This window comes from Olleya sp. NP1-10 (assembly GCF_055804415.1).
In genome coordinates, this window is the sequence record NZ_CM147840.1 from 607539 (window position 1) to 630397 (window position 22859).

Sequence of the window (22859 nt, forward strand, 5' to 3'; positions counted from 1 at the left end):
TAAACCTATGTTTTTACAAACCACACAAGACACTTTTAATTTAGGCTTCCCTATAACCATTATAGCAGCTGCATTATTTATTTTCCTATTTTTAATAGTGCTAATAAGACGTTATAAACGCTGTCCTTCTGACCGCATACTAGTAGTATACGGAAAAGTAGGTGGTGGACAATCTGCTAAATGTATTCATGGTGGAGCTGCCTTTATTTTACCAGTTATACAAGATTATCAATTCTTAGATTTAACACCAATATCTATAGAAGTTAATTTAGTTAATGCATTATCAAAACAAAATATTCGTGTAAACGTCCCTTCTAGATTCACCATTGGTGTATCTACAGAACCTGGAATTATGCAAAATGCTGCCGAACGTTTATTAGGTTTAAACCAAGACAACATTCAGGAGCTAGCACAAGAGATTATCTTTGGTCAATTACGTTTAGTAGTAGCATCAATGGATATAGAAGAAATTAATAGCGACAGAGACAAATTTTTAACCAACATATCACAAAGTGTTGAATCTGAACTAAAAAAGGTTGGACTTAAACTAATTAACGTAAACATTACAGATATTGTAGACGAATCTGGTTATATTGAAGCTTTAGGTAAAGAAGCTGCAGCACATGCAATTAACGCAGCTCGTAAATCTGTAGCAGAAAAAAATAGAGATGGATCTATTGGTGAAGCTAATGCTTTACAAGATGAAAGATCTCAAGTTGCTGCTGCAAATGCACAAGCAGTAGAAGGAGAAAATACCGCAAAAATTGCTGTTGCCAATTCAGATTCATTACGTCGTCAACGTGAAGCCGAAGCTGGTCGTGTAGCAGTAGCATCAGAAAAAGTACAAACTGCAAAAGCCTTAGAAGAATCTTATGCAGCGGAACAAGATGCCGAAGCAGCAAGAGCAGAACGTGAACGTTCCTCTCAAATGGCTGATGTAATTGTACCTGCTGAAATTGATAAACGAAAGGTAGAAATTGATGCTGAAGCAAGAGCCGAAAACATAAGAAGAATTGCAAAGGGTGAAGCTGATGCCATTTTATTTAAAGCACAAGCCGAAGCACAAGGTCTTTACGAAGTATTAACCAAACAAGCTGCTGGTTTAGACCAAATCGTTAAAGCTGCAGGGAACAGCTCTAAAGACGCTGTATTATTGTTAATTGCCGATAAACTTCCTGAATTAGTAAAAACACAAGCTGAAGCTATTAAAAATATCAAAATAGATAAAGTTACCGTTTGGGAAAATGGAGGAAAAGGAGAAGACGGAAAGTCATCTACAGCTAATTTCTTATCCGGAATGTACAAATCAGTACCACCATTACAAGACATGTTTAATATGGCTGGAATGGATCTACCTGAGTATTTAAAAGGAAAAGATAAATCAAGTATTGAAGAAGCTATAATAGAGGATAGTAAGACCGAATAACTTTACTATTAAATTATAAATAAAAAAACCTCACCGATTTTATATCAGTGAGGTTTTTTTAATCTTCAATATATTCTAAAATATCTGCAGGCTGACAGTCTAATGCTTTACAAATAGCTTCCAGAGTAGAAAACCGCACTGCTTTAGCTTTTCCTGATTTTAGGATAGATAAATTAGCAGTTGTTATACCTATAATTTCAGCTAAATCTTTACTTTTCATTTTAAAAATGAAACCAGACGTCGTATATTTAACCAAGCATAATATCATTTGTTATATGAGTCAAACTTTTAAAACCATAGCTAAATTTCAGTATACAGCTGAAGCACAAATTATAAAAGGAAGACTAGAATCTGAAGGTATTCAAGTATTTTTAAGTGACAATATAACTATAGATACAGATCCTTTGGTCAGTAATGCTATTGGAGGCGTTAAGCTAAAGGTTTTATCTACAGATGCCATGCAAGCACAACATATTTTAGAAAGTGTTAATAAATACTCTATTGATGATGATGGTAATGCTATACATTGTCCCAATTGCAATAGTACTGAGGTCGCTATGTTTTCTACCATTAAAGATCTTAAATCTTTTTTTGCTTTTGTCTTTGGGTTTCTTTCTGGTACGCTTCCCTTCTATTCAAAAGATAAATATAGATGTGCAAATTGTGACACTGAATTTGATGTAAAATAATCACAAAGCATCAAAACCAAGTCTCAACGTTTTAATAACAATTTCTATTTCACCCTCATTTAAATGTCCAAAACCTAAACGTATTGCACAAACAGCTTTACTTTGATACAAGATGGTTTTTGGCAGAAATAAATCGTACATTTTTGCTTTTTCTGCTAATTTCACAAGTGATATACTAGGCTTAAAATTTATCCAAACCGCTAAACCACCTGTAGGAACTTGCCAAGTAGCATCATCTTTAAAATGAGTCGTTAAACATGCACATAAATAATCACGTCGTTGCTTATAAATAGTGATGTTTTTTTTGATTAAACGATGTATTTCACCCTCAGAAATTAATTCGGTTAAGATTTGTTTCTGAATTAAATCTCCTTGTTTATCTAAAATTTGCAAGTAATTTTTGGCTTCATTTATAATATTTTCGGGAGCTACAACAAACCCAATTTGAAAACTAGGAAAAAAAGATTGTCCTAAACGTCCTAAATAAATAACGACTCCTGCGCCATCAGAACTAGCCATAGGAAGCATCGCTGAGCCATCAAATTGAAAATCATAATCAAAATCATCTTCAATAATAGCAAAATTATAAGCTTTGGCTAATTGCAACAACTTTAATCGTCGCTCTGCTGTTAAAGTTACAGTTGTTGGATATTGTCTATGAGCACAGACATACACACATCTAATACTGTTTTTGGTAAAGTTCTTCTCTATAAAATCTACATCTATTCCGTTAGCATCTACAGGAATAGTAATAATATTTGCTCCTGCTTGTTGAAAAATCATATTAGATTTATAATGACTTAAATGACCAACAAGTACAACATCGCCTTGTTTAATTAAAAGCTGTGACACTATGTACAGGCTCATTTCTGTACTTCGTGTACTTACTATATTATTAGGTTTTATATAAAAGCCTCTGGTAGCATTTAAGTAATTACCCAATTGTTTGCTAAAATTAGTGTAAGACTGTTCTTGGGTTTGATTCCATTTAGAGATTAAAGATGAACGCTTCATGGAAGCACTATACCATTTTGAAAACTGATGTGTTGGATGTAAGCGTAAATCTGGTTGTCCATCGTTTATAACATATTTACTAACCGAAAACTCTTCAGTAGATGCTAAATTAAAAGACGATTGAAACTTGAAACCTGCAACTTTAGGATACGTTTTTAATTGTTCTAAACCCTGTAAAGCACCTTTTATTGCAGCTGTCTTTTTTTCTGGCATTAAAACAAATGTACCTTTATTAGCAACTATATCCACCCAACCTTGCGAAGCCAACTCATCATAAACAGCAACTGCTGTATTACGATTTATACCAAGTAAGATACTAAACTTTCTTGTTCCTGGCAGAGCAGTTCCTTCTAGTAAATACCCACGTTGAACAGCATTAATAATTTGTTGTGCAATCTGAATATAAATAGCTGTATTAGGCGATTTTTCAAAATGAATTAAAGATTTTAAGATACCATCAACCGGACTATGCATTGTTTTAAAACTGGACTACTTTAGTGATCCGGAAAGTTACGAAATTTGCAGCCTGAAAAAAACACCAAATTAATTAATTATGACATTCAAATATTTATTCATCTTAACAGCTTTGTTTTCCCTTACAACACAAGCTCAGGATCTAGAACAAGAGCAGCAACTAGACTCGGTAATAATAACCTCTTCACGTATAGATTTACCATTTAAGGAAAATTCTAGAACCATTACTGTAATTTCTGCTTCAGATATTAAAAACAGTGCCGCAACTAATGTTGCCGATTTACTGCAACAAGTTGCTGGAGTAGACATTAGAAGACGTGGTACTGCAGGAAGTCAAGCTGATTTATATATTAGAGGTGGTGGTTTTGACCAAACATTATTATTAATTGATGGTATAAAAATGGACGATGCACAAACAGGTCATCATACCATGAATGCTGCTTTACCACTTGAAGTTATTGAACGTATCGAGGTTATTAAAGGTCCTGCTGCTAGAGTATTTGGTCAAAATGCATTTACTGGAGCCATTAATATTGTAACTAAAAACAGTTTGACCAATACCGTTTCTGCAAAATTAGAAACTGGATCTTTTGGACAATTTAATGCTGGAGTTACTGTTGGTAGCAACTTAGAAAACTCGTCACACATTGTACATATAGACAAAATGACTTCTGAAGGCTACAGATATAATACAGATTATGATAATAGCAACTACTTTGTAAAAAGCGTTTTTAATAAAAAGAGAAAAGCGGTTGAAATGATTACAACTTTTCAAGAACGTAAATTTGGAGCAAACGGGTTTTATGCTCGTGCAAGTGCTGTAGATCAGTATGAAGAAACACAAAATAGCTTAATAGCGTTTTCAACTAAATTTAAAACCGATAATTTAACTATTAAACCTCGTTTATATTGGAAACGTAATCAAGATGAATATGTTTATTTAAGAGAAGATCCTACAGTATACAGAAACTTACATATTACTAATAAAATAGGTGCAGAAGCAAATGCCTCTTACAAATCTGAATTAGGAACGACTGGTTTTGGTGTAGACTTATCTAAAATTTATATAAGTAGTAATAATCTAGGTAACAGACAACGTTTTATGTCTAATCTGTTTCTTGAACATCAATTTAAATTATTTGATGAAACAGTAGATGTTACACCTGGTATAGCTGTAACCTATTTTTCAGACTTTAAGTTTTACGCCTTTCCTGGATTAGATGTTGGAGTTAAAATTAATGACAACCTAAAAGCTTATGGTAATATTGGTTATACCTATCGCGTACCGACTTATACAGACTTGTATTACAATGATTCTTTTACCTCTGGAAACGAAAACTTAGAACCAGAAAAAGCATTTGCTCAAGAAGTTGGATTAAAATACAATACTGAAAAACTTTCTATTTCTGCAGCAGTATTTAATCGTGATGCTAAAGATTTAATAGATTTTATTAGACCTGATAATACTACAGAAGTCTTTACAGCTAACAATATTGCAGAAGTCAAAACTAAAGGGTTTGAAATAGATGCTAAATATAATTTCAAAATAAACAACTACAAACAAACATTTACAGTAGCTTATAATTTTTTAGAAGATGACATCTTAGACCAAAACAAAGATTTATCTAGATACTCTTTAAACACGTTAAAACATCATTTTACATCGCGTTTAAGCACAAAACTATTTAAAAACGTAAGTCAAAATATTGTTTACAAACATGCAGAGCGTACTACAGGTGACAGTTATAATGTATGGGATGCATCTATAGATATTAGCCTAAAACAATTTACATTAACAGCTACAGCTAGTAATATTTTTAATGCAGAATATATTGAAGCTGGCTTTGTACCAATGCCACCAAGCAACGTGTTATTTGGACTGCGCTATAACTTTAACTAAAGTGTAACACACACAAATACTTTACTTTTAATAACGTTTTATTAACTTTGAAGCTTAAATTTTAAATTTGAGTTTAGACTTACAAGATATACCAAGAGTAAAAAGTATAACTAAACAGGATTTTATTAAAAATTATTTTAAGCCACAAAAACCTGTAGTTATAGAACAATTTATTACCGATTGGCCAGCATATACTAAATGGAATTTAGAGTATATAAAAGCTGTTGCAGGTGATAAAACTGTGCCATTATACGACGATAGGCCTGTAGATTATAAAGATGGGTTTAACCAGCCTCATGCAACAATGAAAATGAGGGACTACGTAGATTTACTTAAGCGTGAGCCAACAAAATTTAGAATTTTTCTGTGGAATGTTTTAAAAGAAGTCCCTCAGCTTCAAAAAGATTTTAAGTTTCCTGACTTTGGATTACGTCTAATGAAGGGATTACCAATGTTGTTTTTTGGCGGTCGTGATAGTTATACCTTTATGCATTATGACATAGACTTGGCTAATATTTTTCATTTTCATTTTGAAGGTGAAAAACAAATAATTTTGTTTGATCAAAAACAAAACAAACATCTTTACAAAGTACCACATGCCTTAATTACTCGAGAAGACATAAATTTTTCAAATCCTGATTTTAACAAATGGCCTGCTTTAAAGAATGCTAAAGGATGGCAGTGTCAGTTAAATCATGGTGAGGTTTTATACATGCCAGAAGGTTATTGGCATTATATGCGATATATAACTCCCGGATTTTCAATGAGCTTACGTGCAATAGCACGAAATCCAAAAAATTTAACAAAAGCTATATACAATGTTTTTATAATGCGTAATTTTGACAACTTAATGCGTCGCATTAAAGGTCAAAAATGGATTGATTGGAAAAACAAGAAAGCCATAATTAACACCAATAAGAATTTAAATTAAGTATATAAAAAAGATGAAAAAAGGATTACTTTTAGTAGCATTAATACTAACAACAGGATTAGTTAATGCACAAGCTTTTGATGGTACAGGAGATCAAAAACTGTCAATTGGAGCAAATTTACAAAATAACGTTAATGGTATTACATTAGCTTACGACTATGGTCTTGGTGAAAACATATCTGTTGGAGTGGTTACAGGATATGCTTTAAACTTAAATAATGGTTTAGATGCAGATTTTACTGATCGTTTTGAGTTAGAAGGTCGTTTTAATGCTAATTTAGGTAATGTTGTTAATGTTAGCGATAATTTTGATTTCTACCCAGGAATTAGCTTAAGCCTTAAAAACTTTGGTGGACACTTTGGAATGCGTTACTTTTTCTCTGATGGATTTGGTATATTCTCTGAGTTTGGGACAACGTTTGCAAAATTTAATTCTGATGCATTAACACCTGCAGAAAAAATACACAATCAGTTTACTGTAAATATTGGAGCTGTATTTAATCTATAATTAGATATAAACATCATAAAACAAAAGCCTTTTTTTAGTTATGAAAGGCTTTTTTTATGTCTAAAAAATAAGCTCATTAGCTTTATCGTAAACTAAATAATTCTCCCACCCTCTATACAATAGGTAGTCTATTAGTTTTTTCTTTTTCTTATAATTATCAGTTTCTTTTAACGAAGCTTCTTTTTCTGCTAAAGCATTAAAAACCTCTAGGTATTCCTCCTCATCAATATCGTTAAGCGCTTGATCTATATTATACTTAGTAATTTCTTTTCGTTTCAACTCAAGTGCAATACGACGTTTACCCCATTTTTTAATTCTGAATTTACCACTAGCAAAGGATTTAGCAAAACGTGTCTCATTTAAAAATTTATGCTCTAAAAGATGTACAATTATGACATCTGAAGCTTCAGGTATCATATTCATATTTTTCAATTTTTGCTTGACTTCTTGATGACAACGCTCTTGATAAGCACAATAATGCTCAAGCTTTTTTTGCTTCTTCTACTGAAAACGATTGGGTTGATTTCATGTTATAAAAATAAACAACTAGTATTTATAAACTATACTTCAATGATACTATTAAGTTTCTGCCTGGTGCAGCAATACCTGATGAATACGTCTTATATCGTTGGTCTGTAATGTTCTCTAGAGCTGTTGTTAAGGTAACATCTTCACCTAATTGATATTGCGTTCTTAAGTTTAAAGTATACCAAGCTGGTGCATATGGATTACCGTTTTTATCTAGAGCATAAATATAATCCTTTTCATACTCAGAAGGAGCTAACTGTTCAAACGATAAGGCATTATTATAGTTAATAAAACCATCAATTTTAAACTTATTTTTTTGCCAAATTAAATGCGTATTTCCAAAATTTGGAGCGACATGCCTAACAGGTAACTCAATCCCATCAGTCTCTTCTGTTCCTCCAATGACGTTATACTGAGAAGTTAATCTTAAAGCTTTAGAAAAGTTAATCTGAGCACCAATTTCGAAACCATAAATCCATGATTTAGAAGCATTTTGTAAGGATTGCACATTACTTAACTCGCCATCATATATAATTTGCGATTGCCCATTTAATGTACCATCACGCCTTACTAAAGCATTATCCAAATACGTATAATACGTTGCCATATCTAAAATAAAAATCTTATCAAAGTCTAATTTCAAGCCCAATTCACCACTGTAAGCATACTCTGGATCTAGGTTATTATTTGGCACAACTACAGATCCAGGTTCAGAGTCAAAGACCTTACCAATATCGTCTATATTAGGCGCTCTAAAGGCTGACGATAGGTTAAATTTCCATTGCAATAATTGGTTTGGTGACCATGTCACACCTGCAGTACCTGTTAATGCATTAGACGTATTATCAGATTCTGAAAACGGTAAGTTTAAATACACATTATTAGCTGTAAAATCCGCCTTCTGAGTCACAGTATTGTAGCGCAAACCTGATTGAAATACAAACTTTTGATTTGGTTTATACTTATAACTTGCATAAAGAGCTGCACTACTCCAAGTTGCTCCATCAGGATACCTTGACACTGTTGGCTGTGCTGTATTGTTATCGATATATTCTGTAAAGCCAGTAGATCCAACTGTATTATAAACATACTCTAGACCATAAAATAAAAATGATGTTTCACTTAAAGCTTTTTCAAAATCTATATTAAAAGACAATGCATCTACAGACTCTTCTCTAACACTTCTTTCATTATCCTGAAAATCTCTATCCATTCTACTTTCTTGAAAATTTTGATAAGCAAATGTTGTTTTTATATTATCATAAAAAGTCGCTTGACTACTTCTTTTAACAACATTAAGATTGGTCATAAACCATTTTTGAGGACCATAATTCCACTCGGCTGACCTCAGATTTTCACCTCTATACCTTATAAGTCTATCATACCTTGAATAATCAGAGGTTGTAGTATAGAAAACACCCAATCCAAAATCTAAATCATCAGCAGCTTTATAGCTTACCTTTTGCATTAGATTAATTTGATTATAACCAGTAAATTTTTGAATACGACTGTCATTGTTTTGGATAATGACATCTTGATTATTTTGGGTTACTACATATTCTGGTCTTAAATAATCATCAGGACCATGACTTCCCATTTTTAAATCATCAAAATCTGTATAACTCACATTAGTTAAGAAAGCCCATTTTTTATAGCCTAAATTAAGATCAAAATGTGCAGTTTTTTCTTGACTTGCAGTCGCATACCTCAACATTACATTACTTTTAAGATCTAAAGTATCAGATAAAGAAAACTCTGGTTTTTTGGTATAAAAACTCATAACTCCACCTATAGCATCGCTACCGTAAATAATAGATCCTGCACCTAAAGTAACTTCGGTATTTTGAATAGATAATGGGTCTATTGATATAACATTTTGCAGGTTTCCGCCTCTAAAAATAGCGTTATTCATACGCACTCCATCAACAGTAATTAATAAACGATTAGTCGAAAACCCTCTAATCATTGGACTTCCTCCTCCTAATTGACTTTTTTGCATATAAACCTGTCCTGTAGCTTCTAGTAAATCTGCACTTGTTTGTGGATTGTTAAAACTTATATTTTTAGCAGTGACGGTTTTTATTGTTTTTGGAATATCTTTTTTTGTTTGTCCAAAATTAGATGCAGAGATAATAATCTCGTCCAACCCTTGCTGACTGTCTACCAAATAAACGACACCATTTACAGCTTCCTTATTGACCTGTTTTAATTGATGAGTTATATGCTTAAAATAAATGGTTTCATTGGGTAAAAACTTATCTAAAGTAGCTTCCCCATTTAGATTAGAGATTTCGCTTTTGGTTTGTTCTTTATTATAAATAGCAACACCAAAAATGGGTTGTTTAGTAGTTTTATTAAGCACTTTAATAGTCTGAGAAGACATGGATATAGTGAAAAATAAAAGGATAAACGTGCTTATTGTAAATTTCATATTTTTAATTAAATACGTCATTAAGGATTTGTAAAGATTTTGGCTTTTTAAAATTGCCTAAATGTAACTCAAAATAGACTAATACAAGTGTTAAAAAAGATTGTCTTTGCTTAGCATTAACTTTTATAGTATGTAACTCATCAAATGTTGTACCTAACAATTGTTTTAAGAGTGTTAAATTTTGACCAGTTACATTATATTTTGAAATACTTATCTCTTGAAAATCTCCGTCTTGTAAATTAAACGACGTTGCAATTTCTATGTTTGTTTGATCTGGGTAAAATCCCAAATATTTAGTAAGTTCTAATAGAAATAATAAATGAAAATTGGCATAATCATCATTGGCATCTAACCATTGCAAAGTGGCTTGCAAGTAGCTATATAAAGGATCATTTTGCTCTTCTTCTTGAAGTGCATTTGACAATACTTCGGCAAGAAACATAACTATAGCACTTTTTAAAATATTTGTATGTAATGAACTATATAAAAAATCTGTTTTTATATCTTTTATATATTGTAAAGAACGGTTAGGCTTATAGTCTGTAATTAATTGTAATTGAGATAATGGCTGAAAATACGCCACCTTTTTATTACTTTTTTTAGAGGCTAAAACTCCTTTTAATAAATAGCTAACCACACCTTGCTTTTGGGTATAGCATTTTACTATCAGGTCGTTATCTTTAAACCTTAACTTTGAGAGTACAATTGCATTTGTTGGTGTTAACATTATCTAACAACCATTACTTTTAGCACTTTAGTTTCAAAAGTATCTAAATCGTTTAGCATTATTAAGTATACTCCTGAAGCGACAATGTTTCCGCCAAGGTTTTTACCATTCCATAGTGCTGTTCCTCCATCAATTTCTAAATTATACCCTTTAAATCTTGAGTTTGTATTTGTTTCGGCTTCAGCCACTAGATTACCTTCAATATCTAATATTTTAATATTTACATTTTCCGACAAGTCTCTAATTTTAACTTTATCATTTATAATATTAAAATTTGGCCTTACAGGGTTTGGGTAAACATAAGCGTTTTCTAGGGTTGTTTGAGGTTTTGAAGCTTCCGATTTGTAAGATACCATACCTTTGTCTGTTGCTATATACACAATACCATTGACATCATCAATATCTACGTCCAGAATATCATTAGTTGGCAAAGGAGAGTTATCTTTTGTAAAATGAAAAATAGTCTCTTGTCCATCTGACGAAAAATAGTACAAACCTGTATCTAATGTTGCAATCCATTTATTATTAGATCCATCAACTTCTATATCTGTTATGTATTGCTGAAACAAAAGCTCTCTAGCTACACCATCATCCAAAACTACAATGTTATCCACCTCTGCGTCTCCATTTACAAATTGGTCAGTATTGTAGACAATTCTCAACCCTTTATCTGTACCAAGCCAAAGTTGTCCATTATTGTCTATTGTAAGAGTTTTTACGGATGGAGAAGGCATACCTTCTTCCTCTTCCGAAAGGTGATTAAAGGTAATGTTATTACCATTTTTATTTAACCCTATGACTCCAAAACGATGGGTTCCTAAAAAAAGGTTATCTGAGTCATCAAACACAGTGTCAAAAAAACCATTTTCATCAAAAGGATCAGGAATTACATCCTCAAAACTAAAAGAAGACCATTGATTATTTGAGTAAATGTTTAGAGGCTTATCTACTCTTCCATTCACAACCCAAAGTTCACCATCTTCATTAAAAATAGCTTTAGAGGTCAAATAAAAATTTGCGTAAAATGGGGATAAAGTACTGTTATCTTGATTAAAATAATTAGTTATTTCTCTGTTAGTTAATTCTATTAATCCTGAATTATAAGAAGTCACATAGACTTGATTTATATTAAATGGATTAATTTCAATTCCTGTTAAAAAAAATGGATTAGCAACTGACTCATTAAAGGTTTTGTAAGGAATATTATTCCATTCTTCAGAATTAAAATAACTAAGTCCTATACGTCTATAGTCTTCAATTTCAAAGTTTAAAATAGCATTGTGACCTCCATGCGTTCCCCAAAGATGATTACCGTTAATATTAATCTGAAAAAATCTGTTTTTTAATGGACCACTAGGATGAATTTCTTCATAAATATCTTGATCAAAATAAGATGTTTTTAAAATACCTAATCCAGCATTACCAGAATTTACAATAGCTTTGGTACCAATAAAAACTTCATTTTGATTAGCAATTAATGCTGTATTTAAATTAGAGAATTCTGAAGCATCAACTAATGTACTATACACTTCATTAAAATCATTACTATATACTTTCACAAGATTTGTAGCAGTAATTACTAAATGATTATCAACAGATTTAAAATCTGACATAGCACCTTGGATAGTTGTTTTTTCTATAAAGTTATTATTTACAACTTCATATATTTTATTATTACTTGAAGCTGCATATAAATAATCTTGTACTTTTTGTATACCAACCCAATTATTTGCGTTAATATTTTGCCACTCTACAGCATCAATCAAATTAGGATTTGTTAACTCTCCTTTATACATACCTTGTGAAGAAGCTGCATGAATAAATCCATTAAAAACAGTTGTTTGATTGACATTAATCTGAGTATTATTAGTACCAATGTAATAGGTGTCACCAAATTCTAATTGATTAATGTCATAGACTGAAATACCAAAACCTGTTGATATATAAACAACATCTTCAAATCTAGAAAATTGATTAATTACTTTACTAGCAGCAGGTATGGTTTGTTTTTCTAATATATCAACAACACTAAAAACAGAATTATCAATTTCATCATAAACCTGAATCAAACCGTTGTCATAACCAATTAATAAAATTGATTTATCCTCAATATATAAAACGCTTGTAATATCATCTCCTGACAAACCATTAATAGTGGATATTGTATGTATTTCTCTAGAATTGAAATCATATGTAAACACTGCATTTGTTGCTGCTACATATAATTTTTCTTGTGATTTAGTGACATCCTTTATATCTAGATAACTGTAATGACCAGTCCAATCAGCTGTAAAATCTTGCGCAAAATTAGCTGTAGTATTAGCAAATACCAACAAACATAAGACTATCTTTAAAATGCGCATTATTATATTTTTTAAGCTATATTAATCAAAAACCAAAATTACTGATTATTATTGTATTTTAAGTTAGCTTTTTAGTAAACAATATGCTATTTACAGACCCTATTTTTTTATTTTTATTTCTGCCAATTGCATTATGCTTCTATTATCTAGCACCTAAAAATCTTAAGAATTTAGTCCTCCTAATATTTAGCTTAGCTTTTTATACTTGGGGAGAAAAAAACTTAGTTTTACTGCTTTTAATTTCAGCTTCTGTAGATTATTCTGCAGGCTTATTAATTAAAAATGGGTATAAAAAAACAGGCCTTTATACCTCTTTATTTTTTAATTTAGGAATTCTTTTATATTTTAAATACGCTTACTTTATAACTTATAATGCTTCATTATTATTAAATAGTACGTTTAATATTTCGTTTTCAACAATTGAAGTTATATTACCAATTGGAATAAGTTTTTTTACTTTTCAAACAATGTCCTACACTTTAGATGTGTACCAAGGAAAAATTAAAGCTAATAATAACTTTATAGATTTTGCTTGCTATATAACGATGTTTCCACAATTAATTGCAGGACCTATAGTTAGGTATACAGATATTAAAGACAATCTTAAAAATAAAAATTTAGGCACACATCAATTTTATAAAGGGTGCAAACGCTTTATAATCGGACTATCAAAAAAAATGCTAATAGCAAACAATTGTGCCTTTTTTGCAGATGCAGCTTTTAATTTACCTAATGCAGAGTTGTCTATGCTTGTTGCTTGGTTAGGTTTAATTTGCTATGCACTACAAATTTATTTTGATTTTTCTGGATATTCTGATATGGCAATTGGCTTAGGACTAATGTTTGGCTTTGCTTTTCCAGAAAATTTTAACTATCCATATATTTCTAAATCTATAAAATCATTTTGGAGACGTTGGCATATGACTTTATCTAGATGGTTTAAAGATTATTTGTACATACCGTTAGGCGGAAATAGAAAAACCAAGACTAGAACTTATATTAATTTATTAATTGTATTTACATTAACAGGATTATGGCATGGAGCCAATTGGACCTTTCTAATTTGGGGATTATGGCATGGTTTATTTTTAATTATCGAAAGACTTGGTTTTACTAACTTATTAAAACAAACTCATTCAGCTATTGCGCATTGTTACACATTATTGGTTATTCTTTTTGGTTGGGTGTTTTTTAGAAGTGAAACACTTGAACAAGCAACTTACTTTTTAGAAAAACTTTTAGCTTTAACAGCGAAACCAACTACGACTATTTTAATTTTTATTTTACAACAGAAGTAGTATTGGCCTTAATTATTGGTTTGATTTTATCAACGTCCATAGACAAGAAAATAGTTTGCTTTTTTAATAAACAAAATAAAAGCAGTGTTATTTACCAATCCTATGTCATAACAAAATCATTAATGTTATTAGCTATGCTTTGGTTATGTTACTATTATATAGCAACTAATGCATACAACCCATTTATATATTTTAAATTTTAGATATGATACAGTTGAAAAAATTAAAATATAAATTATTTATCGCCACATTTTTAATAATGCTTACAGCACCTAATATTGTTATGTTTTTGGGAATAGAAAAAAGCATCACTAATAATGAAAACACTCAATTTGAAACACCTCCAAAAATCAATTTAAAAAACATTGGGTTAACATTAAAAAATTACAAAAGTTATTATTTAGGCAATTATGGATTAAAAAGAACATTTGTTAATCAATACCTCAACTTTAAATCTGATATTTTAAACGAAAACCCATTACCTAACAAAGTGATAATTGGACATGATAATTGGTACTATTTAGGAGATTCATACAAACAAGTCTTAACTAACACCTTCGAATCCCAATATAAAAAAACAAATCCTACAAGTTATAAAAAACATTAAAACTCTTTCTGAATATTTAAAAGAAAACAACATCGAGTTTTATGTAACTGTAGCACCAAATAAACATAGTATTTACAAAGAGCATCTGCCTTATAAACTATCTAACAGCAACACGTTTTATAATCAAATTAAAAAAGAATTTGAAGTTAATAACATTAATTATATTGATTTACACCAAACACTATTAAGTCATAAAAAAGAACAGAAACTATATCATAAAACTGACTCTCATTGGAATAATTTAGGAGCGTTTTATGCGTATCAAGAAGTTATAAAAACCATTAATAAAACTAATATTATAGATCAAGTGTTTATAAAAGACTTCACTGTAGGTAGCTCAATTAAACCTGTTAATCATTTATCAAAAATGATTAATATCAATAGAAAAGAAAAGGTTTTTGATTTAAATGAAAAAAACTCAAGTAAAGTCGATACTATATCATCAAAATATGATGATTTAACGTATTGTAATCCTAATAAAAAATTAAAGTTACTTATGAGTAGAGATTCTTTTAGTGATGCATGGATTCCGTTTTTTAACACTAGTTTTAATCAAACTAAATATATAAAAAATTACAACCAAATATCCACTACACTTATCAAAGATTACAAACCTGATATTGTTATTTATGAAATTGTAGAACGTAACCTTCCCTACATAACAAAACCTTTATTAATAAAACACCCTTAATCTTTTAAAAGATTAAGGGTGTTTTTAAATTATTTATATTTTAAAATTACACAACACCTTGTGCAAGCATAGCATCTGCAACTTTAACAAATCCTGCAACGTTAGCCCCTTTTACGTAATCTACATATCCATCTTTTTGTGTTCCGTATTGTACACAAGACGCATGAATATCATCCATAATCTGATTAAGCTTAGCATCAACTTCTTCTCTAGTCCAATTGTAACGCAACGAGTTTTGACTCATTTCTAAACCAGAAGTTGCTACTCCTCCAGCATTAGATGCTTTACCAGGAGAGAATAATACTTTAGCTTGTTGTAAAACTTCAATAGCTTCAGGAGTTGTTGGCATGTTAGCGCCTTCTGCTACAGCAATTACATTATTTTTCACTAAAGCTTCTGCTTCAGATTTATCTAATTCATTTTGTGTAGCACATGGTAATGCAATATCACAATTAACACTCCAAGGTCTTTCACCTTTATGAAAAGTTGCATTTGGATACTTAGTAACGTATTCACTAATTCTAGCACGTTGTACATTTTTAAGTTCCATTACGTGAGCTAACTTATCAGCATCAATACCATCAGCATCATGTATGTATCCTGAAGAATCTGACATTGTTAAAACTTTAGCACCTAATTGTGTTGCTTTTTCACAAGCATATTGTGCTACATTTCCTGATCCAGAAATCACAACTGTTTTACCAGAAAAAGAATCTCCTTTTGTTGCTAACATATTTTTAGCAAAATACACAGTACCGTAACCTGTCGCTTCTGGTCTTATTAATGATCCACCATAAGAAGCTCCTTTACCAGTTAATACACCAGTAAACTCGTTTCTTAATCGTTTATATTGACCAAACATGTAACCAATTTCTCTTCCTCCAACACCAATATCACCAGCTGGCACATCAGTATTTGCTCCAATATGACGAAATAATTCACTCATAAAAGATTGGCAAAAACGCATAACTTCGTTATCACTTTTTCCTTTTGGATTAAAATCACTTCCTCCTTTTCCTCCACCCATTGGTAAAGTTGTTAAAGAGTTTTTAAACACCTGCTCAAACCCTAAGAATTTTAAAATACTAAGATTTACAGATGGATGAAAACGTAATCCACCTTTATATGGTCCAATTGCCGAGTTAAACTCAACTCTAAAGGCTCTATTAACCTGAGTATTACCTTCATCATCAATCCAAGGCACTCTAAAAATTATAGTGCGCTCTGGCTCCACCATACGCTCTAATAACATCTTACCTTGATATTTAGGATTGTCTTCTATAAAAGGAATTACAGTTTCTGCAACCTCATGAACTGCTTGTAAAAACTCTGGTTCGTGACTATTTTTTTCCTTTACTAAGTCTAAAAATGCTTCAATTTTATTTTTCATTATGTAAATAATTACAATGTTGTTATACTATTTGTAAAAAAGTAATACAAAGATACATTATCTTTAATATTACACCTATTTTTTTGATTTTCGCAATCGATATAGTTGATACCGAAATAAATAAAAAATTAAAAATTAATTACTGCGTTTTATCTGTAAAATTTGTATGTTAGTCGTGATTTCATATATTTGTTGAATAAATAGCTCTTAAAAATATGCCTAATTATGTTTAACTATAAACAATTAATTCTAGCTGTAATTATTTTATTATGTACAAGCAATGCATTTTCTCAGTTAGGGTTCTCTCATGAGATAGGTGTTATTACTGGTCCTGTGGCATTTAAATCTGATTTTGGAGTACGTACTGATTTCGAAACAAACTCAGGAAATACTGGTTTTGGAATTGGTTTAGTACACTACATTAATTTTTCATATCAAGCAAATTGTAATTGCTATACTACTGATAATTATTTTAATGATCATTTTAAATTACGTACAGAAATTTCATTTAATAAAACAAAATTAAGTCATTTTGGTGAATGGGTTGAGGACTCAAAAACTAGTGAAGAATCTGAAAAACTAAGAAGTCATACTGGTGAAGCTAATAATTTTGACATTGGTATGCAGTTAGAGTTTTACCCTTTAAGTATTAGATCTTTTCAAGCTTATGGATATAAGCTTGCTCCTTTTGTGAGTTTAGGTGCACATTACGTTTCATATAATCCAAAAGTTTACACTAATTATGATAACGGAACAAATGATGTTGGAAATGTTTTAGATAGCAATAATTTTTATTCTCCTTGGCAACCTGGATCTGTAAACCCAGAATCTGGCTCTACATGGTCTATAGTTTCTAGTGTTGGTGTTAGATATAAATTAAATGCTATATCTGATTTAATGTTAGATTTACGTGGTCAATATTATTTTAACGATTTAATTGATGGCTTAGACCACCAACTTAGCAGTAACAAAAATAATGATTGGTTAGTTTGGCTAAACGTTGGTTATATTTACTACTTAGATTAAAATATAATTAAACCCATAAAAAAGCTCAAGTTAATAACTTGAGCTTTTTTATTTTTATAACATAATGCTTAGGCTAAAGCTTGCTTAAGATCATTTATTAAATCAGCTTCATCTTCAATACCTACACTTAATCTAATTAAGCTATCAACAACACCAACTTTCTCTCTCTCTGATTTAGGTATACTAGCATGAGTCATACTGGCTGGATGACCACATAAAGATTCTATTCCACCTAAGGACTCTGCAAGAGTAAACACCTTAAGCTTCTCAATTATATTAATAGCCTCTTTATAATCGTTTCCTTTAGTAACAAAACTTAACATACCTCCAAAACCTTTCATTTGTGTCTTAGCTATATCATGATTTGGATGATGATCAAAACCTGGCCAATAAACAGTTTCAATTTTAGGATGAGTGTTTAAAAATTCGGCTACAGCCTTAGCATTTTCACAATGACGTTGCATTCTTACATGTAAAGTTTTTATACCTCTTAACGCTAAAAAAGCATCTTGTGGTCCACAAATTGCGCCACTTGCATTTTGTATAAAATACAGCCTATCTGCTAATGCTTTGTCTTTTACAACTAGAGCTCCCATAACTAAATCACTATGACCACCTAGATATTTTGTAGCTGAATGCATGATTATATCTGCACCCAAATCTAAAGGTTGCTGTAAATAAGGTGTTGCAAAAGTATTATCTACAGCCAAAAGCACATCATGCTTTTTGGCAATTTTAGCAGTTGCAGAGATATCAATAATATTCATCATCGGGTTAGTTGGTGTTTCTACCCATATCAACTTTGTATTTTTATTAATGTATTGCTCTATATTACTAGCTTGATTCATACCTACAAAATGAAATTTGATACCGAAATTTTCAAATATTTTTGTAAACAATCTGTAAGTTCCACCATACAAATCATTGGTAGAAATAACCTCATCTCCAGATTTTAATAATTTTAAAACAGCATCAATAGCTGCCAATCCAGAACCAAAAGCTAAACCATAAGATCCATTTTCTAAACTCGCAAAAGCATTTTCTAAAGCTTGACGTGTAGGATTATGAGATCTAGAGTATTCAAAACCTTTATGTCCTCCTGGAGTCGTCTGCGCATAAGTGGATGTCTGGTAAATTGGTGGCATGACAGCTCCATAAGCAGGATCTGGTTTTTGACCACCATGAATCGTTTTTGTGTTAAATTTCATGTTCAAAACTTTTGTTAACAACAAAAATAGTTTTTACTTCGTTGTATTCAAACTAGAACCCAACCTTTAGTCTATGTTTAACACTACATCTAAAATAACAGTATTTACTGTAATCACTTGTTTATTAATCACTTTATCTTGTGATAAAGATGAAAAATTGAGTTTCTCTGAAACCGAAATCACAAAAGAAAAAGAAACTTTTGTCGAGGTTATTATTCCAAAAGCAAACGGAAAATCAAAAACTGCAAAAAATATAAACATCACATTAACTAATTTTGCATGTGATGTTTTAAATATTGATAGTGCCAAAAATAAATCGACTACAATCAATGAAAGTATTGACGCTTTTAATGCTGCCTATGTTAATTTTAATGAAACATTATTAGCCGATTTTGATACTAAGTTTCCAAAATGGGAAGCTTTGATAGATGGTGAAGTATCTTACCAAAACGAAGCATTAGTTTCTATTTCCATGAATGGTAGTATTACTACAGGAGCAGCAAATAGCAGTTTAAAATTTAAGTTTTTTAACTTTGATGTATCCAACGGAAAATCACTGACAACCAAAGATATGGTCAATAACATGAAAGCGTTTAAGGCTTTAGTAAAAAAATATTACGATAAAGAGCTACTTACCACTTACACCAGTGTTAACAATACTACAGATAATTTTAAACTACCCGAAACTATTGGTTTTAATGAAGACGGAGTCATTATAGTATATGATAATTTTGAACTTGGTAACTTTACCAAGCAACTAGTAGAATTTACTATACCTTATACTGTTGTCAATCAGTATTTAAATTATTAAACATACTTTTTAAGCGCAAGGATATACCCTAAATGTATACCTTCATGAAAATTATTAAAAACCAACGCATCATCTACACAAGTTAACGTACTTTTTGTAGACACTGTATATTCCGTGTAAGTTTTAAACACGTTATTATTATAATCCACTTTTGTGGTTTCGATAGTAGAAAACAATAACCCTTTAACCTCATCCACTTCAGCTTGTGTTACTGGTCTTTCTGTTTTAGTTCCTTTTCTGTAAGTTTCAACCAAAGCATCACTTACAAGCATTGGCACATCAGATAATTTATAAACCAATAACTGTTGTGTTACAATTGTATGTGCAATATTCCAAAACATATTATTACTAAATCCTTCAGGCACTTTATTTAACTGATCTAAAGTAAAGTTTTCTAAAAAATGCTTAAATAACATTCTGTTTTTAATTGCAACATCAAAAGTAAAGTCCATAATATTCTGTTTTTGTCAAAAGTAAGTAAATTAAAAATCTTCAAAAAAATAAGTTTTCAATAATTAACTTGTAACCAAATATAATTAACATGAAAACACACCACTATAAAACAACCCTAAACTGGACAGGTAATCTAGGTCAAGGCACCACCAACTACAAAGCATATAATCGTAACCACACCATTAATCACGACCAAAAAAGTCAAACTATATTGGCTAGTGCAGATCCAACGTTTTTGGGTGATCCCTCAAGATATAACCCAGAAGAACTTTTACTAGCATCCATTGCCTCCTGTCATATGTTATGGTATTTACACCTATGTGCAACCAACCATATTGTTGTTACCAATTATCAAGACCAACCAGAAGGCATAATGCAAGAAAACACCAACGGAAGTGGACAATTTACCAAAGTTACATTAAACCCAAAAGTACAAGTCAAAGATCAAAACATGGTAGATAAAGCCAATCAACTACATCATCAAGCAAATCAAATGTGTTTTATAGCTAGATCATGCAATTTTCCAGTAACACATAACGCTTTCGCGGAAGCTTCGCCAAGCCAAACATAGTTTTTAAAACAAAAACAAGTTATTTTTTACTAAAAAAAACGACCTTTGTTTAAAAATCGGTACAAATGAAAAAAGTATACTACCTTAAAACCTGTAACACTTGTTTAAGAATTTTAAACGAATTAAATCTTCCTGAAACTTTTCAGTTACAAGACATAAAAGCAAATCCATTAACAGCTCAACAAGTAGATGAGTTAGCAGCATTAGCAGGTAGTTATGAAGCATTATTTAGCAGACGAGCTAAACTATACAAAGAAATGGGCTTAAAAGACCAAACCCTAACCGAAAAAGATTACAAACATTATCTACTAGAACATTATACCTTTTTAAGTCGTCCAGTCATTGTTATAGATAATCAGATATTTATTGGTAATTCTAAAAAAACAACTCTACTTACAAAACAAGCATTGGATGAAAGCTAGATATTGGGCATTATTAGCAGCCTTAACCGTTCAAGTCCTTTATGGATTAAACTACACATTTGCTAAAGATGTGATGGTTGGTGGATTTGTAAAGCCTTTTGGTTTTATTGTGCTTCGTGTTGGTGGAACAGCAATATTGTTTTGGTTATTCAGTTTTTTAGGTCCAAAAGAAAAAATAGACCAAAAAGACTTTTTAACACTGGTTTATGCTGCCTTTTTTGGTGTGGCTACAAACATGCTCTTATTTTTTAAAGGGTTAGAATTAACCACACCAATACATGCCTCTGTAATAATGATAACTAGTCCTATTATCGTATTATTACTATCTTCTTATTATTTAAAAGAAAAAGTTACTAAACTAAAAGTTTTAGGTGTTGTTTTTGGATTTACAGGAGCAGCAGTTTTAACTATTTATGGTGGTTCTAAAAGCCCAGGAGACAATGTGTTTTTAGGTAACATAATGATTTTACTTAATGCAATCTCTTACAGTATTTACATTATAATTATAAAAAAACTCACCTATAAATACCATCCTTTTACATTTATAAGATGGTTATTTTTAATTGGCTTTTTTATGGTTTTACCTTTTGGATTTAATGATGTAGTAGCTATTGACATAACCAATTTCACACCTTACATATGGTTTTCAATAGCATTTGTAATTGTTGGCGCTACTTTTGGAACTTATTTACTAAATCCTTTAGCATTAAGACATTTAAAAGCATCAACAGTGACTGTTTTTATATACCTACAACCACTAATAGCAGGTATTTACGCTATTATAGTAGGTAGTGATGCTATTACCTCTGTTAAGCTAATAGCATCATCACTAATATTTTTTGGTGTGTATTTAGTAACTAAAAAGCCTAAAGTTATACCGTTAAATTCTTAGGGACACGACCATGACTACGCATGTCGTCTTTGGTTAATATCTTATAATCTTCCGTTTGCGGAAACTTATTAGCCATTTGTAATAAATCTTCAGGTAAATCTGTAAGTTTTCTTGTATTTAAATCTATCCATGCACCTACAATTTCACAAAAAGCTAAGTTTTCGCCTTTACTATTGTAAAAATTATGGTCAAATTTAAAAAACATACCGTCTTCACTTAAACCAGATACCTCAAGACTTACTGTAATTGGCTGCCCTAAAAAGGCTTCTTTAAAATAATGCACATGCTCATGGAACACCACAGGACCTAAACCAGCTTTACTTAACGTCATTAAAGAAAACCCATGATCTTGTAAAAAAGCAGTACGTGTGTGTGACATGTAATTTATATATGCAGAGTTAGCTAAATGTCTATTAGCATCAATATCACTCCATCTTATTTCAAAATCTTTTTTGTACATAATTATAGTGTTTTTTGGTCACTCAAATTTACAATAATT

At 30.9% G+C, this 22859-nt stretch carries 23 protein-coding genes and 1 pseudogene; 14 read left to right on the top strand and 10 right to left on the bottom strand.

Annotated elements, in window-relative coordinates; all coding sequences use genetic code 11:
• Positions 1-7 precede the first annotated feature (7 nt).
• Positions 8-1426, top strand: a complete 1419-nt coding sequence (locus AC0L4B_RS02760) for a flotillin family protein (RefSeq protein WP_473438446.1) — start codon at positions 8-10, stop codon at positions 1424-1426.
• Positions 1427-1484: 58 nt separating this feature from the next.
• Here AC0L4B_RS02760 and AC0L4B_RS02765 read toward each other — a convergent pair whose 3' ends face one another.
• Positions 1485-1694 (bottom strand): helix-turn-helix domain-containing protein, encoded by a 210-nt coding sequence (locus tag AC0L4B_RS02765; protein WP_473438447.1) that lies wholly within the window; start codon positions 1692-1694, stop codon positions 1485-1487.
• Between AC0L4B_RS02765 and AC0L4B_RS02770 the strand changes: the two genes are divergently transcribed.
• Positions 1654-2115 carry a putative signal transducing protein gene (locus tag AC0L4B_RS02770; RefSeq protein WP_473438448.1) on the top strand — a complete coding sequence of 154 codons (462 nt, stop codon included), beginning with the start codon at positions 1654-1656 and terminating at the stop codon, positions 2113-2115. The genes AC0L4B_RS02765 and AC0L4B_RS02770 overlap by 41 nt on opposite strands.
• Here AC0L4B_RS02770 and AC0L4B_RS02775 read toward each other — a convergent pair whose 3' ends face one another.
• Positions 2116-3603 carry an aminotransferase-like domain-containing protein gene (locus AC0L4B_RS02775; RefSeq protein WP_473438449.1) on the bottom strand — a complete coding sequence of 496 codons (1488 nt, stop codon included), beginning with the start codon at positions 3601-3603 and terminating at the stop codon, positions 2116-2118.
• Positions 3604-3682: 79 nt separating this feature from the next.
• Between AC0L4B_RS02775 and AC0L4B_RS02780 the strand changes: the two genes are divergently transcribed.
• The 3 genes from AC0L4B_RS02780 (at position 3683) to AC0L4B_RS02790 (ending at position 6942) form a co-directional block, all read left to right on the top strand.
• Entirely contained in the window at positions 3683-5503 is a 1821-nt protein-coding gene (locus AC0L4B_RS02780; protein WP_473438450.1) for a TonB-dependent receptor plug domain-containing protein, read from the top strand.
• A gap of 67 nt (positions 5504-5570) precedes the next feature.
• The gene (locus tag AC0L4B_RS02785; protein ID WP_028607599.1) at positions 5571-6434 is read left to right on the top strand and encodes a cupin-like domain-containing protein; all 864 of its coding nucleotides are present in this window, start codon (positions 5571-5573) and stop codon (positions 6432-6434) included.
• A gap of 13 nt (positions 6435-6447) precedes the next feature.
• Entirely contained in the window at positions 6448-6942 is a 495-nt protein-coding gene (locus AC0L4B_RS02790) for a DUF6646 family protein (protein ID WP_473438451.1), read from the top strand.
• Positions 6943-7002: 60 nt separating this feature from the next.
• On the opposite strand, the gene AC0L4B_RS02795 is transcribed toward AC0L4B_RS02790, so the two are convergent.
• The 4 genes from AC0L4B_RS02795 to porZ all read right to left on the bottom strand — a co-directional run bounded on the left by AC0L4B_RS02795 (position 7003) and on the right by porZ (position 12991).
• Entirely contained in the window at positions 7003-7365 is a 363-nt protein-coding gene (locus AC0L4B_RS02795; protein ID WP_473438452.1) for a regulatory protein RecX, read from the bottom strand.
• Between the two features lie 130 nt (positions 7366-7495).
• Positions 7496-9901, bottom strand: coding sequence for a TonB-dependent receptor (locus AC0L4B_RS02800; RefSeq protein WP_473438453.1), 2406 nt, complete (start codon positions 9899-9901; stop codon positions 7496-7498).
• A 4-nt stretch (positions 9902-9905) separates the two neighbouring features.
• The gene (gene recO / locus AC0L4B_RS02805; protein WP_473438454.1) at positions 9906-10628 is read right to left on the bottom strand and encodes a DNA repair protein RecO; all 723 of its coding nucleotides are present in this window, start codon (positions 10626-10628) and stop codon (positions 9906-9908) included.
• Positions 10628-12991, bottom strand: coding sequence for a type IX secretion system anionic LPS delivery protein PorZ (gene porZ, locus AC0L4B_RS02810; protein WP_473438455.1), 2364 nt, complete (start codon positions 12989-12991; stop codon positions 10628-10630). Before porZ ends, recO begins: the two co-directional genes overlap by 1 nt.
• An 83-nt stretch (positions 12992-13074) precedes the next feature.
• Here porZ and AC0L4B_RS02815 point away from each other — a divergent pair, with 83 nt between their 5' ends.
• From AC0L4B_RS02815 to AC0L4B_RS02830, 4 genes and pseudogenes are all read left to right on the top strand, one after another.
• Positions 13075-14289 carry an MBOAT family O-acyltransferase gene (locus tag AC0L4B_RS02815; protein ID WP_473438456.1) on the top strand — a complete coding sequence of 405 codons (1215 nt, stop codon included), beginning with the start codon at positions 13075-13077 and terminating at the stop codon, positions 14287-14289.
• 259 nt (positions 14290-14548) lie between these two features.
• The gene (locus AC0L4B_RS02820) at positions 14549-14896 is read left to right on the top strand and encodes a hypothetical protein (protein WP_473438457.1); all 348 of its coding nucleotides are present in this window, start codon (positions 14549-14551) and stop codon (positions 14894-14896) included.
• Positions 14892-15242: pseudogene (locus AC0L4B_RS02825) on the top strand (alginate O-acetyltransferase AlgX-related protein); the annotation flags it as partial. The gene AC0L4B_RS02820 and the pseudogene AC0L4B_RS02825, both read left to right, overlap by 5 nt.
• A gap of 21 nt (positions 15243-15263) precedes the next feature.
• The gene (locus AC0L4B_RS02830) at positions 15264-15587 is read left to right on the top strand and encodes a hypothetical protein (RefSeq protein ID WP_473438458.1); all 324 of its coding nucleotides are present in this window, start codon (positions 15264-15266) and stop codon (positions 15585-15587) included.
• 46 nt (positions 15588-15633) lie between these two features.
• Here AC0L4B_RS02830 and gdhA read toward each other — a convergent pair whose 3' ends face one another.
• Positions 15634-16977 carry an NADP-specific glutamate dehydrogenase gene (gdhA, locus tag AC0L4B_RS02835; RefSeq protein WP_054852470.1) on the bottom strand — a complete coding sequence of 448 codons (1344 nt, stop codon included), beginning with the start codon at positions 16975-16977 and terminating at the stop codon, positions 15634-15636.
• A 225-nt stretch (positions 16978-17202) separates the two neighbouring features.
• Between gdhA and AC0L4B_RS02840 the strand changes: the two genes are divergently transcribed.
• On the top strand, positions 17203-18003 hold the full coding sequence (locus tag AC0L4B_RS02840) for a THC0290_0291 family protein (protein WP_473438459.1): 801 nt from the start codon (positions 17203-17205) through the stop codon (positions 18001-18003).
• 68 nt (positions 18004-18071) lie between these two features.
• Here the strand turns inward: AC0L4B_RS02840 and AC0L4B_RS02845 are convergent, their stop codons facing one another.
• On the bottom strand, positions 18072-19211 hold the full coding sequence (locus AC0L4B_RS02845; RefSeq protein WP_473438460.1) for a cystathionine gamma-synthase: 1140 nt from the start codon (positions 19209-19211) through the stop codon (positions 18072-18074).
• Between the two features lie 73 nt (positions 19212-19284).
• Between AC0L4B_RS02845 and AC0L4B_RS02850 the strand changes: the two genes are divergently transcribed.
• On the top strand, positions 19285-20022 hold the full coding sequence (locus AC0L4B_RS02850; protein WP_473438461.1) for a PdaC/SigV domain-containing protein: 738 nt from the start codon (positions 19285-19287) through the stop codon (positions 20020-20022).
• Here the strand turns inward: AC0L4B_RS02850 and AC0L4B_RS02855 are convergent.
• Positions 20019-20474 (bottom strand): DinB family protein, encoded by a 456-nt coding sequence (locus AC0L4B_RS02855; RefSeq protein WP_473438462.1) that lies wholly within the window; start codon positions 20472-20474, stop codon positions 20019-20021. The genes AC0L4B_RS02850 and AC0L4B_RS02855 overlap by 4 nt on opposite strands.
• 89 nt (positions 20475-20563) lie before the next feature.
• Here AC0L4B_RS02855 and AC0L4B_RS02860 point away from each other — a divergent pair, with 89 nt between their 5' ends.
• The 3 genes from AC0L4B_RS02860 to AC0L4B_RS02870 all read left to right on the top strand — a co-directional run bounded on the left by AC0L4B_RS02860 (position 20564) and on the right by AC0L4B_RS02870 (position 22360).
• Entirely contained in the window at positions 20564-21046 is a 483-nt protein-coding gene (locus AC0L4B_RS02860; RefSeq protein ID WP_473438463.1) for an OsmC family protein, read from the top strand.
• Positions 21047-21111: 65 nt separating this feature from the next.
• Entirely contained in the window at positions 21112-21468 is a 357-nt protein-coding gene (locus tag AC0L4B_RS02865) for an arsenate reductase family protein (RefSeq protein WP_473438464.1), read from the top strand.
• Positions 21458-22360 (top strand): DMT family transporter, encoded by a 903-nt coding sequence (locus AC0L4B_RS02870; protein WP_473438465.1) that lies wholly within the window; start codon positions 21458-21460, stop codon positions 22358-22360. Before AC0L4B_RS02865 ends, AC0L4B_RS02870 begins: the two co-directional genes overlap by 11 nt.
• Here AC0L4B_RS02870 and AC0L4B_RS02875 read toward each other — a convergent pair.
• Positions 22341-22820, bottom strand: a complete 480-nt coding sequence (locus tag AC0L4B_RS02875; RefSeq protein WP_473438466.1) for an acyl-CoA thioesterase — start codon at positions 22818-22820, stop codon at positions 22341-22343. The genes AC0L4B_RS02870 and AC0L4B_RS02875 overlap by 20 nt on opposite strands.
• Positions 22821-22859: the final 39 nt, after the last annotated feature.